Annotated in this window: 13 protein-coding genes and 1 tRNA gene; 10 read left to right on the forward strand and 4 right to left on the reverse strand. The window is 59.5% G+C overall.

Annotated features, from left to right (window positions below; all coding sequences use genetic code 11):
• Positions 1-157 precede the first annotated feature (157 nt).
• Complete coding sequence (locus tag GOB81_RS02285) at positions 158-922, forward strand: glucose 1-dehydrogenase (protein WP_173568765.1); 765 nt, start codon at positions 158-160, stop codon at positions 920-922.
• An 8-nt stretch (positions 923-930) separates the two neighbouring features.
• Here GOB81_RS02285 and GOB81_RS02290 read toward each other — a convergent pair whose 3' ends face one another.
• A complete protein-coding gene (locus GOB81_RS02290) occupies positions 931-1740 on the reverse strand; it encodes a transglutaminase-like domain-containing protein (RefSeq protein WP_173568766.1) in 810 nt (269 codons plus the stop codon).
• A gap of 192 nt (positions 1741-1932) precedes the next feature.
• Between GOB81_RS02290 and GOB81_RS02295 the strand changes: the two genes are divergently transcribed.
• Genes GOB81_RS02295 through dnaQ form a run of 4 tightly spaced genes read left to right on the forward strand, consistent with a single transcriptional unit; the run spans position 1933 to position 4965 of the window.
• Positions 1933-2763, forward strand: a complete 831-nt coding sequence (locus GOB81_RS02295) for an N-formylglutamate amidohydrolase (protein ID WP_173568767.1) — start codon at positions 1933-1935, stop codon at positions 2761-2763.
• Complete coding sequence (locus tag GOB81_RS02300) at positions 2760-3662, forward strand: shikimate dehydrogenase (protein ID WP_173568768.1); 903 nt, start codon at positions 2760-2762, stop codon at positions 3660-3662. Before GOB81_RS02295 ends, GOB81_RS02300 begins: the two co-directional genes overlap by 4 nt.
• A gap of 8 nt (positions 3663-3670) precedes the next feature.
• Positions 3671-4273, forward strand: a complete 603-nt coding sequence (coaE, locus tag GOB81_RS02305; protein WP_173568769.1) for a dephospho-CoA kinase — start codon at positions 3671-3673, stop codon at positions 4271-4273.
• Positions 4270-4965, forward strand: coding sequence for a DNA polymerase III subunit epsilon (gene dnaQ, locus GOB81_RS02310; RefSeq protein ID WP_173568770.1), 696 nt, complete (start codon positions 4270-4272; stop codon positions 4963-4965). The genes coaE and dnaQ overlap by 4 nt, the downstream gene beginning before the upstream one ends.
• A gap of 9 nt (positions 4966-4974) precedes the next feature.
• Here dnaQ and GOB81_RS02315 read toward each other — a convergent pair whose 3' ends face one another.
• Positions 4975-6552, reverse strand: a complete 1578-nt coding sequence (locus GOB81_RS02315; protein WP_242010002.1) for a sensor histidine kinase — start codon at positions 6550-6552, stop codon at positions 4975-4977.
• Between the two features lie 94 nt (positions 6553-6646).
• Complete coding sequence (locus GOB81_RS02320; RefSeq protein WP_173568772.1) at positions 6647-7363, reverse strand: response regulator; 717 nt, start codon at positions 7361-7363, stop codon at positions 6647-6649.
• Between the two features lie 172 nt (positions 7364-7535).
• Here GOB81_RS02320 and GOB81_RS02325 point away from each other — a divergent pair, with 172 nt between their 5' ends.
• A complete protein-coding gene (locus GOB81_RS02325) occupies positions 7536-8288 on the forward strand; it encodes a PRC-barrel domain-containing protein (RefSeq protein WP_242010003.1) in 753 nt (250 codons plus the stop codon).
• Positions 8289-8363: 75 nt separating this feature from the next.
• The gene (locus tag GOB81_RS02330) at positions 8364-9605 is read left to right on the forward strand and encodes an MFS transporter (protein ID WP_173568773.1); all 1242 of its coding nucleotides are present in this window, start codon (positions 8364-8366) and stop codon (positions 9603-9605) included.
• A gap of 28 nt (positions 9606-9633) precedes the next feature.
• Here GOB81_RS02330 and lipB read toward each other — a convergent pair whose 3' ends face one another.
• Positions 9634-10350, reverse strand: coding sequence for a lipoyl(octanoyl) transferase LipB (gene lipB / locus GOB81_RS02335; protein WP_173568774.1), 717 nt, complete (start codon positions 10348-10350; stop codon positions 9634-9636).
• Positions 10351-10426: 76 nt separating this feature from the next.
• On the opposite strand from lipB, the gene GOB81_RS02340 reads away from it, so the two are divergent.
• The 3 genes from GOB81_RS02340 (at position 10427) to pgmG (ending at position 13042) form a co-directional block, all read left to right on the forward strand.
• Positions 10427-10512, forward strand: a tRNA-Leu gene (locus GOB81_RS02340).
• A gap of 240 nt (positions 10513-10752) precedes the next feature.
• Entirely contained in the window at positions 10753-11631 is an 879-nt protein-coding gene (gene galU / locus GOB81_RS02345; RefSeq protein WP_173568775.1) for a UTP--glucose-1-phosphate uridylyltransferase GalU, read from the forward strand.
• Between the two features lies 1 nt (position 11632).
• A complete protein-coding gene (gene pgmG / locus GOB81_RS02350; protein ID WP_173568776.1) occupies positions 11633-13042 on the forward strand; it encodes a phosphoglucomutase/phosphomannomutase PgmG in 1410 nt (469 codons plus the stop codon).
• Positions 13043-13050: the final 8 nt, after the last annotated feature.

A 13050-nucleotide genomic window follows, 5' to 3' on the forward strand; every position in this document is an offset into this window, starting at 1 on the left:
GGCAATCGTAAGGACCGCGCAGGCATGCGGATGCGTATGTGCCTCCGGGCGGCAACAGGATTTTCGAATGTTTGACGAGCATCATGGAAATGTGAGGCTCATTCGGCGTTTCTTCGCTGCGGAGCCAGGGACCGGCTTCTCTTCTGGAGGAAGAAAAATGGCGCGAGTAGCAGGCAAGGTTGCAATCGTGAGCGGTGCGGCCAGTGGGATCGGAAAAGCGACGGCCATGTTACTGGCGCGCGAAGGGGCGTCGGTGGCCGTTGGCGATGTCAAGGAAGAGGACGGTCGGAAAACGGTCGCGGATATTGAAGCGGCAGGTGGCAAGGCGCTGTTCGTCAAGCTGGATGTGCGCATGGAAAATGACTGGAAAGCCGCCATCGATGCGACTCTGGCACAGTTCGGTCGTCTGGACATCGCGGTGAATAACGCGGGCATCGCTTATTCCGGCACGGTGGAAAGCACGAGCTACGCAGACTGGCAGCGTGTACAGGCGATCAATCTGGATGGGGTGTTTCTGGGTACGAAATACGCCATCGAAGCCATGCGTAAGCACGGCGATGGCGGCTCGGTCATCAACCTGTCTTCCATCGAAGGGCTGGTTGGGGACCCCACGCTCGCGGCCTATAACGCCAGCAAGGGCGGTGTACGCCTGTTCACGAAATCCGCTGCATTGCACTGCGCCAAGTCAGGCTACGGTATTCGCGTGAACTCGGTGCATCCGGGTTATATCTGGACACCGATGGTGGCCGGACTGACCAACGAGGAGTCTGCCGCCCGACAGAAGCTGGTCGATCTGCACCCGATCGGTCACCTCGGAGAACCAGACGATATTGCCTACGGCATTCTCTATCTGGCATCCGATGAGTCGAAGTTCGTGACCGGCAGCGAACTGGTCATTGATGGAGGATATACGGCCCAGTAACGCTACCTTTAAGGGGCCACTTCCAGTGTCGTTACATTAAATCCGGCAAGCTGGTGCGGGCCGAAGGAGGTTGTGATCGCCACGTCCGCCGCATCACGGCCACGGGCGATCACGATCCGGCCAATGCGCGGTTCATTGTGACGAGCATCCTGCGTGTACCACTTGCCGTCCATCCAGACCTCGAACCACGCCGAGAAATCCATGGGATCGGGGAGGGCCGGGACGCCGATATCGCCAAGATATCCCGTGCAGTAACGCGCCGGGATGTTCATGCAACGGCATAGCGTCACGGAAAGATGGGCGAAATCGCGGCAGACGCCGGTGGCCTCGTTCCACGCTTCATAAGCCGTGCGCGTGGAACGGGCATTGGCGTAACTGAAATGGATATGATTGTGGACATATTCCAGGATCGCCTCGACCCGGGCCCAGCCAGGGTAGATATGGCCGAACATCGACCAGGCGAATGCCGTCAGCAGGTCCGTTTCGCAGTAACGGCTGCCCATGAGAAACACGAGCATTTCGGCGGGAAGGTCCTGAACGGGCGTCTGGATGGTGTTGTAGCCCTGCAGTTCGTGAAGGCCCGTGTCGGAAACAGTGAAGTCCGCCCATGTCCGGAAGCGCCCGGCAGGAGCAAGCAGGCGGGTGCAGCGATTACCAAACCCGTCAAGATAGCGCTCGACGGCGACTGGAGGCTCGAACTGGGGCTGTTGTGGCGTCAGGAGGTCGACTTCCCGCTCGGGGCGGATATCAAGCATGAGAACCAGAGGCGTCGGGGCTGGAAAATCTATGGAAATGTCATAGCCGGCTCGGATTTCCATGAATTGACCTTTCTGTAATGAACCCGCGCACCGATGGCATCTGAGATGCCTGCGGCAAGGCTGCTTATGGCAGCTTAGTCTGTAACGGACCGTCGGCGCTACGGTTCCGTAACGAAAAACACGTGTGCTCTTGAAGAAAATCGTCGTCTGTGTGACTCCAATCCGGAAATCGTCGCCATATGGGAAAAGCCGATGCCAGATTCCGCATGTCCCGAGACGCACATATCTCTGCTACGAGAAAGCGATCCTCCACCCGTGCGCATTCATGGTGGACGCGATGCGTTCTCACCACTGCTGCTGGTGAGCGATCACGCCGGACAGGTCATTCCGTCCGCTCTCGGTGATCTCGGTGTGCCGTCGGCGGAACGGGCGCGTCATATCGGATGGGATATCGGTATCGATGGTGTGGGGAGGCGACTGGCTGACCTGACGGGGGCGTTGCTGATCGAGCAGGTCTATTCGCGCCTCGTGATCGACTGCAACCGCGCTCCCGGCCATCCCACGGCAATCGTCAGCGCCAGTGACGGCACTCCGGTTCCGGCCAATGTCGATATCTCTCCCGAACAGGCCGCGGCCCGCACCCGAGCGATCTTCGAGCCCTATCACGCGCGGATCGGCGAAGAGCTTGATCGCCGCGAAGATGCGGGGCTGGAGACATTTCTGGTCGCCCTGCACAGCTTCACACCGGAAATGGACGGTCTCAAACGCCCTTGGCAGTGCGGCATTCTCCACAATCATGACCCGCGTTTCGGTCGTGTGGTGCTGCATCTTCTGCGTGAGGAAGGACTGACGGCGGGTGACAACGAGCCGTATGAACTGACGGACACCAGTGATTACACCATTCCCGTGCACGGAGAGCGGCGCAAGGTGCCGCACATGGAGATCGAGATCCGACAGGATCTGATCGCAGGGGAAGCAGGGCAGGTGGAGTGGGCCGAGCGGCTGGCGCGGCTGCTGCCCGAGGCAGTCCGGCGTTACCGCGCGCAGTTTGGGCGTCACCCTGACCGGGAGGCGCAGTCATGAGCGCGCCGCGCATTACCGGTCACGCGAAACTGGCAGGGGTCATCGGTCACCCGGTGGAGCATTCCCTGTCCCCGGTTCTGCATAATTACTGGCTCGCCCGTCATGGGATCGATGGAGCCTATGTTCCGCTGCCGGTGGTCCCCGGTTCCTTCACGACTGCTGTTCGCGGGTTGCAGGCATCCGGTTTCCGGGGAGCGAACGTGACGATTCCCCACAAGGAAGCCGCGTTCGCCCTTGCGGATGAGGTGGAGACGCAGGCCCGTATCGCAGGTTCGGTGAATACGCTGGTGTTTCGTGACGATGGCACGATCCACGGTTCGTCGACGGATGGCTTTGGCTATCTCGCCAGCCTTGAGGCGGAAAGTGTTTCTCTGGAAAGCCTCTCCGTGCGGGGGCCGGCGTTGCTGCTTGGCGCGGGCGGCGCAGCACGCTCCATTGCGACCAGCCTGATGGAAAAGGGCATGTCCGTGATCTTCGCGAACCGGACTAACGAGCGGGCAACGACACTGGCGAACGAGCTTGCCCAGACATGGTGTGCCCATATGCAAAGCCCGGCTCCCGCGCTGTCCACATTGGACTGGGATGCGTGGGAAAGCAGCCTCGGCAGCATGTCGTTGCTGGTGAATACGACCTCACTCGGAATGCAGGGTGGTCCCGCTCCGGAGTGGACCCCGGATCTTAGCCATGCTGCCGAAACTCTTGTCGTCTCGGATATCGTCTATGTCCCACGGGAGACGCAATTGCTGCGCTGTGCCGCTGCTCGTGGACTGAAAGCGGTGGGCGGACTCGGGATGCTGCTGCATCAGGCGCGACCGGGTTTTCAGGCGTGGTTTGGTGCTGAAACCGAAGTGGATGATGCCACGGTCGCGCACATTCTGGCGGTTCTGAAGAACCGCTGAACCGTCCCATGAAGATCCTCGGACTGACGGGTGGCATGGGTATGGGCAAGACAACAGTGGCCGCCATGCTGCGACGTGCCGGATTTCCCGTTTTCGATTCAGACGCCACGGTCCACCGTCTTCAGGGCCCGAACGGCAAGGCCGTGGCAGCCATGGGCCGGCTGGTGCCTGCTGCTTTGATGACAGACTGTGAAGGACGCGAGACGCTGGACAGACAGGCGCTGCGCAAGGCGGTCATGGCCGACTCAAAATTAATCCATGACTTTGAGAAAATAATTCATCCGCTTGTTTTTGAAGCAAGAAATGAGTTTCTAAAGCACTATCGTCGCAAAGGTTCGGCCTGGGTGGTGCTGGATGTACCTCTGCTTTTCGAAACAGGTGGTCATCGAAAATGCGACAAGGTGGCCGTGGTTTCAGCGCCACGACGCACGCAGGCGAAGCGGATCGCCCGGCGTCGCGGCATGACGATCCCGGAAGCGGAACGCATGATCGCCCGCCAGATGCCGGACCGGGAAAAACGATGCCGGGCTGACGTGGTCATTCACACCGGCCTGTCGAAAGCTGATACACGGCGGCAGGTCAGAACACTCATCAGGGAAATGCGGGGATGAAACGCTCGGTTCTGTTCGATACGGAAACCACGGGTCTCGAGCCCACGAAAGGGGACCGCGTGATTGAGATCGCGGCGCTGGAACTCATCGGCGATCTTCCGACGGGCAAAACATTTCATGTCCTGATCGACCCTGAACGCGATATTCCCGAGGAAGCCTCGCGGGTTCATGGCCTGACGCGGGCCGATCTTGAGGGAAAGCCACTATTTGGTGAAGTGGCTCAGGATTTTATCGATTTTATCGGCGATGACGATCTCATTGCCCACAACGCCACCTTCGATTTTGGCTTCATCAACGCCGAACTGGATCGGATCGGCAAACAACCCCTCGATCCTGCCCGCAAGGTCGATACGCTCGAACTGGCGCGTGAACGCTTTCCCGGCATGCCGAACAGCCTTGATGCGCTGTGTCGCCGCTACGGGATCGATCTGTCCGCCCGAACGACCCACAACGCTCTGCTCGACTGCAAGCTGCTGTCTGAAGTCTATGTTGAACTTATGGGTGGCCGTCAGCATGGGCTGGGACTGGGAGAGGAAGATGGGGGCGATACCCCCGTGGCCCATTACGCAGGCCCTGCCACCCGCACGCCGGTTCTCATCACCCCTGACGCAGAGGCTCTTGCCGCTCACGCCGCATTCGTTGGAAAGTTCGCCGAGGCGGTGTGGAACATGGATACGAAAGCAGGCTCCTGAACCCGCGTTTCAGGCCCGGACCGCCAGAAGGGTGACAATCGCCCGCAACCCGTGTGGAACGCGGTTCTGCAGGATGACATCGCCTCCCTGTCCCCGGATGATGGTGCGGGTGATGGCAAGCCCCAGCCCGGTGCCCCCCGTTTCGCGATTGCGGCTTTCTTCGCCCCGGACAAAAGCTTCGAACATCCGCTCCTGATCTTCTTCCGGAATCCCGGCCCCTTCATCCTCTATGGTCACCGTCAGATGCTTGTTGGCGGTGGGATGAATGCTGACCAGCGCGTTGCCTCCGTAGGTAAGCGCATTGATGATCAGGTTGGTAAAAGCGCGTTTCAGAGCAATGGGGCGCCCGTAGACGACTACGGCTTTCGGATAATCCAGCAGAACGATGTTGTCCGCGTCTTCAGGACGACTTTCACTGACATCATCCACCACTGTCTGAAGCAACGCCTTCAGATCCAGCCAGGTCATCTTTTCATTAGGTGAACTGTCTTTTCCGAATTCAAGCGTTGCTTCAACGATCGCCGTCAACTCATTGAGATCGGCAAGGAATTTTTCCCGCATCTCGTCGTCTTCGATAAATTCGGCGCGCAACTTCATTCGGGTGATCGGCGTGCGGAGATCATGGCCGATAGCGGACAGAATGCGCGTCCGTTCGAAAATGAAGCGTCGGATACGTTGTGCCATTGCGTTGAAAGCGGCAGCCGCCTGAGCCACTTCAAGAGGACCCTCTTCGGACAATGGAGGAGATGCTGCCTCAGGTGCGAAGGCGGCCGCTGCTGCCGAGAGGGTACGGACCGGAATCAGGAGCCGTCTGACACCCCATACGATCAGCAGACCCGCTCCCGCCGTCATCAATCCAAGGGCCAGAGGAAAGGTGGGGGAGTCGAAAGGATTGGGGGAAGGTAGCTTGTATCGGACGACAAGCCAGCGCGTGTCATCGGGAATCTGGAACGCAATGCCACGCGCCCGGCGACGCCGTGTGGGCAGCATGGCAACATTCTGGGGTGGGGCTGGGAAGAGGAAGCTGTGAAAGGGTCGGGGGCCATTTGGAGGCGGCAGGCAAAAGCCACCCGGAGACATTCTCCCATCCGCAAATCCTGGAGGGCCGGGTCCGGCACCTGGACCCGGCAAGGGCCAAAGAGGCAAACTGTCATGCCCGCCCATTACCGGCGAATCTTCATCCGGGTGAAAAGGTGGGCTATCTGGATGCGCCGGTGGCCCGGAGGGAAAGCTGAAGGGGCCATCGTGCATCCTGCTCATCGGACCGCCGCCCGGTATGGGCCTTTCATCTTTGTCCTGTGATGCAAACAGGAGCTTTTGAAAAGCTTTCCAGGAAAGTCTGGTGTTCATGTCATCGTCAGGCCCGGGAGCCAGCCGTACGATGACATTGTCGGGCAGATCAAGCCGTTCCGCCTCGTCCGCCCGTTCATCCCGCTGCTCCTCAGCGACGGTCCGGTAGATCATCATCGCCCGGACCAACCCCCGATGCTCGGAGAGACGGTCATCGAACACGATGCGATCGTGAGTTTCAATCGTGAGGCCCGTGACCTCGAGCACCACGAAACCCACGATCAGCAGGAGGCTCATGCGTGCTGCTAGCGATCTTGGCAGAAAGCGGGTTTTCCACTGGAACATACAGGCAGTTTTCACCCCGGACAGGAAAAGGCAGGCACGCGTGGGGTCAGCGGCGTTCTACGTCAGAAGCCAGAACATAGCCGCCGCCGCGTACTGTCTTGATGAGCTGGGCGTTACGGCCATCATCTTCCAGTTTCCGCCGCAGCCGACTGACGGCGACGTCGATTGCCCGGTCGAAAGGTCCGGCCTGTCGTCCGCGAAGGAGGTCCAGCAGCATGTCACGGGTCAGAACCCGGTTGGGCCGTTCCAGCAGGGCCAGCATGAGATCGTATTCGCCCCCGGTTAGGGGCACTTCGGTTCCATCGGGATTCAGCAGGCGGCGGCGCGCAAGTTCGAGGGTCCAGCCCGAAAAAAGAAGTTCCTTGGCCTCAGCGCTGCCCGGTTCCGTGCTTTCGCTCACACGACGCATAACGGCCCGGATACGGGCGAGAAGCTCGCGCGGGTTGAAGGGCTTGGTGACGTAATCATCGGCACCGAGTTCCAGACCGATAATCCGGTCGGTTTCCTCGCTCATGGCCGTGAGCATGATGATGGGCACGTTGGCCTGCCCTCTCAGCCAGCGGGCGAGATCAAGGCCCGATTCGCCGGGCAGCATCAGGTCGAGGACGACCAGATGATAATGCCCCTGTCCCCAGACACGGCGTGCTTCCCGACCGTCTCTGACGCTCGTGACGCGAATCTGGTTACGTTCAAGGAATTTAGACAAAAGATCGCGAATCTCGCGGTCGTCATCGATAATCAGGATATGCGGTGTCTGCTCCATGGCTGTTACATATAAAACAAGCTGAGGGCGCTGTGCAGACGGTGTTTCATTCCGTTGCACTTCGGGATACGGCGAAGACATAGACGTGAATTGACCGTTACATTCGTGACCCCGATCATGGGGTGCGCTGGCGGGACTGATCCGGTGAACGGCAGCATCAGCAGGAGCGTGAATGACGGTGAGGCACGCCCGATATTCAGGTCACCAACCAGTCAGTCCCTGTGCAGGCACCTGTATCCTCGTCCTGTGCATCGGGATGCTCCTGCCGTTCATGGCTTTCGCCCAGAAAGCCTCCCCACCCGCCGATCTACTGCCGGATGCGTCGTCCGCAGGTAATGCTGAGAGTGTGCGGAAGGCGGTCTCCCCGCTTTCTCCGGCGCCTTCCACAGCGGTTCCACTCGCGCCGGATCAGCCGTCTACGCTCACAGGTTCTCCGAGCGCGGACATGCCGACGGGAGATAATCCCGAAATGAAGATACCCACCCAACCGACGGATGACGCCACGCGCAGAACGGCCGATGGAGCGCAGGCCGCCACCTTCACGCAAGCGCGCCTCAGCAGCCTTATCGATCGCGATGTGTCAGCGGTGGCAGGCGGCAATCTGGGGCATATCGTGGATGTGCTGATCGGCGCCAATGGTGAGATACGGGCCGTCGTTATCGATATCGGAGGATTTCTTGGCGTCGGGAATCGTCGGGTGGCCGTCGCCTCTTCTCTTCTGCGGGTCAATCTTGCGGCTCCTCAGTCACCGGTGATCGCCCTTGTTCCGGCAAACGCGGTGCGATCCGCGCCTGCCTATAATCCGGAAAACTCCGATGTTTCCGTCCTGACCGGTCCGTTTACGCCCGTCGCGCCAGAGCATCCTGTGCCTGCCAGCGATCATGGTGCGGCCTCGCCACCGCCTGCTCCCAGCCCGGGACAGTGAAGACGTGCTTGTCTCTCAGGCACGATCAAACCGGGAGAGAGCGATAGAGCGGAAGAGGATGGCGGACGGGCTGTCATGGTAAGAAAACTGCCGACCAACAGCGCATGGGGACTTGATGGCGTCAGTTTCTTTGTGGCCAACCTTCAGGCGGCTTTTGGCCCGTTTGTCGCTGTTTATCTGACCGAGGAACACTGGACGCAGGGAGAAATCGGCGTTGCGCTGACAATCGGTTCCATCACGGCAATGGCCAGTCAGGTGCCGACCGGAGCCCTTGTCGACGCCCTCCCGAATAAGCGGTTCGTAGCGGAACTGTCGATTGGGGCCATCATCGCCTCCTGCCTGATCATGGCGAGCATGCCGCACCAGTTACCGGTTGCCATTGCGGAAGTGTTGCACGGGCTCGCCAGTTGCACGCTCAATCCGGCCATCAGTGCTCTGACGCTCGGAGTGGTTGCCGTCCAGATCGCCCGCAATCCAGCTCAGGCCAAAGGCGCTCTGGGCACGCGGTTTGGACGGAATGCGAGTTTTGCGGCGATTGGAAATGCCCTGTCGGCCGGTTTGATGGGCGCTGTGGGCTATCTGGTTTCCGCGCGCGCGACGTTCTTGCTGGGGGCGCTGATGGCGGCTCCGGGGCTGATCGCGTTGCGTATGATCGCCCCGTCTGGAACGCCCTCTGACGAGAGCGCATCGGGTCTTGCCGAGGGCGAAAACCCGAAAGAAGCAAAAATTCGCTCCATTCTAATTCTGCTCAAAGAGCCCGGACTGTCAGTCTTCGGGCTGTGCGTGGTGTTTTTTCATCTGGCCAATGCCGCCATGCTGCCCCTCGCGGCCGGACAGATCACGAAGGAAGCAGGGCGTTCAGCGGAAATCGTCATCGCGGTGTGTATCCTCGGGCCACAACTTCTTGGTGCCGCCCTGTCACCCTGGCTGGGTCGCTGGGCCGAAACCATCGGCCGACGTCCGATCATGCTGGCGACCTTCGTGGCATTACCCCTGCGCGGTATTCTGCTGAGCTTCACCGTCAACCCGTGGCTTGTCATGCCGATCCAGATGCTGGACGGGATCAGTTCCGCATCCTTCGGCATCATGCTTCCCTTGATCGCCGCCGATCTCACGCGCAGGACGGGCCACTTCAATCTCTGCATGGGGCTTCTGGGTCTTGCGATGGGACTGGGGGCGAGCTTCAGCACCACACTCGCCGGCATGGTGGCCGACAGTTCCTTGCGGGAGGCTTTTCTCCTGCTGTCGTCGTCGGGAGTCGTCTGCCTCCTGCTGGTCGCGTTTCTGATGAAGGAAACGCGCCGACAGGAATGGTGAATTACGGCGGAACTTGCCGGGGGTTCTGTCAGATCACCAGCAAGCGCTCCCATTCCTCTTTCAGAACGCCATCCACATCTTCCATCGTCGCGGCGATCCCCAGTTTGCGCAGGCTCGTGACACCGAATTCCTTTATCCCGCAGGGCACGATCCCATCGAAGGCGGAAAGATCAGGATCCACATTGATGGAAATGCCGTGCCAGCAGACCCAGCGGGTCACACGCACACCCAGCGCGGCAATCTTGGCCTCTTCCCCCGTTGCGGGATCGACAACCCACACCCCGACACGTCCGTCGCGCCGTTCTCCGGTGACGCCGAAGCGTGCGAGCGTTGCGATGATCAAGCTTTCTAGAAACGAGACATAGGCCCGCAGATCGCGGGCCGGAACAGGTCCATGCGGGCGGGACAAATCGAGCATGAGATAGGCGATCCGCTGGCCCGGCCCATGATAGGTCCACTGACCGCCACGTCCGGCAGGGTAGGTGGGGTATCCACGCGGATTGAAGAGATCCGAATCCTTCGCCGATGTTCCCGCTGTGAAGACGGAAGGATGTTCAAGCAACCAGATTCGCTCTCCGTCTCCGGTTTCACGAATCTGCCTGACGGCAGTTTCCATCTGCGCCACAGCGGCGGGGTAGGGCACCAGACTGGGAGATTTCTCCCAGAGAACAGGTCTATCCCCGCCGAAAACCGTGGTCTCAGCGATTATTTCAGGATGATCGTCACGAATCTCACATTCAGACATTGCAGCATGCTCAGGCATCAGTTATACGCCCCTCCAACTTCAACCGGTATCACTCAAATGAAACTGGTTGTCACGGGCGGCCGTGGCGGAATGGTAGACGCGCAAGCTTGAGGTGCTTGTGGGGGAAACCCTGTGGAAGTTCGAGTCTTCTCGGCCGCACCAAAGTTACCCTTAAGTGGGTGAATTTACGTATAAAATTAAATAATTGATTTAGATCACCTTTGCGTTGCAACTGACGCAAAGGTGATCTTCTTTAATATTTGCTTAAAGTACGATTTTGCCGTGTTTTTAACAGGCATGGGCACTAGAACGAACAGGCCGGACCGATTTACAGTCCTGTAACCGGACGGTTGGCCTGGCCTTTCGTCCTCATTCAGTAAGCATGGATAAAGGTGCCCGTTCGTGATCAAGCCTTTACGTAAAGCAGTCCTTCCGGTTGCCGGACTGGGAACGAGATTTCTGCCGGCCACAAAGGCCATGCCGAAAGAAATGCTGCCTGTCGTCGACAGGCCGCTCATTCAATATGCAATCGATGAGGCCCGGGCCGCAGGCATTGAAGAAATTTGCCTGATCACCGGTCGTGGCAAAGATTCGTTAATCGATTATTTCGATGTCGCATTTGAGCTCGAACATACCCTCCGCGAGCGCAACAAGGTCGATGCGCTGAAAGCGCTGGAACCCACCAGCATCGAAGCCGGCTCGCTGATCGCCGTGCGTCAGCAGGAGCCTCTCGGGCTTGGACACGCCATCTGGTGCGCCCGCAGCTTCATCGGTGACGATCCGTTCGCCATTCTGCTTCCGGATGATGTCATGCAGGGCAATGTCGCCTGCCTGAAGCAGCTTGCCGATGCTTACTACGCAACGGGTGGCAGTGTGGTTGCGGTGGAAGAAGTGCCGCGCGAGCACACCAACCGTTACGGCATCCTGAAGCCGGGCAAGGACGACGGCAAGATGGTGGAGATCACCGGTCTGGTCGAGAAGCCTAAGCCGGAAGACGCACCGTCCAACCTGTCGATCGTCGGTCGTTACATCCTGACCCCGGAAATCATGCCGTTCCTTGCTCTGCTTGAAAAAGGCGCGGGCGGGGAAGTTCAGCTGACGGACGCAATGGCCAAGACGATCGGCAAGGCGCCGTTCCATGGTCTGCGTTATGAAGGCAAGCGTTTCGACTGCGGCAACAAGATCGGTTTCCTCGAAGCACAGATCGCCTTTGCGCTTGAGCGCCCCGATCTCGCCTCGGATGTGAAAACGTTCCTGAAGAAATACACAGGGGCCCTCTGAGATGAGCTTCAAGCACACTTTCGAACAGACAAGCCTGCGCGAATATGACATCCGCGGTATTGTCGGCAAGTCGCTGCATGTCGAAGATGCGTTCGCCATCGGGCGCACCTTCGCCAGCATCGTTCTGAAGAACGGTGGCAAGACCGTCGTGATCGGATTTGACGGCCGCGTGTCGTCTCCGTCTCTCGAAGAGGCTCTGGTCAACGGCGCCGTGGCGTCCGGCGCGGACGTGATCCGCGTAGGCCGTGGCCCGACCCCGATGCTGTATTTCGCATCCGTCACGCTGAAGGCGGACGGCGCGATCATGGTGACGGGCAGCCATAACCCGGCCAACTACAACGGCTTCAAGATGATGCTGGCCAGCAAGCCGTTCTTCGGTGAGCAGATCAAGCATCTCGGCCACCTGTCCCACATCGGCGATGTCGTCCCCGAGACAAAGGGCACCGTCAAAACTATCGACATCAAGAAGGAGTATATCGAACGACTCCTGAAGGATTACGATGGTGGTGAGCGCACGCTGAAAGTTGTCTGGGACAACGGCAACAGCGTTGCGGGCGACATTCTCCCGGCTCTGCTTGACAAGCTGCCCGGCGAGCACATCGTCCTGAACGGCGAAGTGGACGGCACGTTCCCGGCCCATCACCCGGACCCGACGGTTGCCAAGAATCTCGAGCAGATCATTGCTTCCGTTCTGGAGAACAAGGCCGATCTGGGCATTGCCTTCGATGGTGACGCCGACCGTATCGGCCTCGTGGACAACAAGGGCGGCATCCTCTGGGGTGACCAGATCCTTGTTCTGCTGGCGCGCGACGTTCTGAAGAACCATCCCGGCGGCACGATCATCGCCGACGTGAAGGCCTCTCAGGTCCTGTTCGACGAAGTGAAGAAGGCTGGTGGTGAGCCTCTGATGTGGCGCACGGGCCATTCGCTCATCAAGTCGAAGATGGCTGAGACGAAGTCTCCGCTGGCTGGCGAGATGTCCGGTCACATCTTCTTCGCCGACAAGTGGTATGGCTTTGATGATGCGATCTACGCTGCCATCCGTGTCATGGGCATTGTCGCTCGCATGAATGAGCCGCTGTCCGCATTCCGCGAGGCTCTGCCGCAGACGATCTCCACCCCGGAAATCCGCTTTGACTGCGATGATCTGCGCAAGTTCAAGGTGATCGAGGAAGTGGCTGAGCGTCTCCGCAAGGACGGCGCGGATGTATCCGAGATCGACGGTGTGCGCGTGAACACGCCGGATGGCTGGTGGCTGCTTCGCGCTTCCAACACGCAGGCCGTTCTGGTCGCGCGTTGCGAAGGCAAGAGCGATGCTGGTCTCGACAACCTCAAGGCGGCGCTGACGCGTCAGCTTGAGATGTCCGGCCTTGAGAAGCCCGATTTCTCGGGTGACAATGCCGGTCACTGACTGACCGA

Origin of the sequence: Acetobacter conturbans (assembly GCF_011516755.1) — a bacterium.
In the GTDB taxonomy this organism is placed as follows: Bacteria; Pseudomonadota; Alphaproteobacteria; order Acetobacterales; family Acetobacteraceae; genus Acetobacter; species Acetobacter conturbans.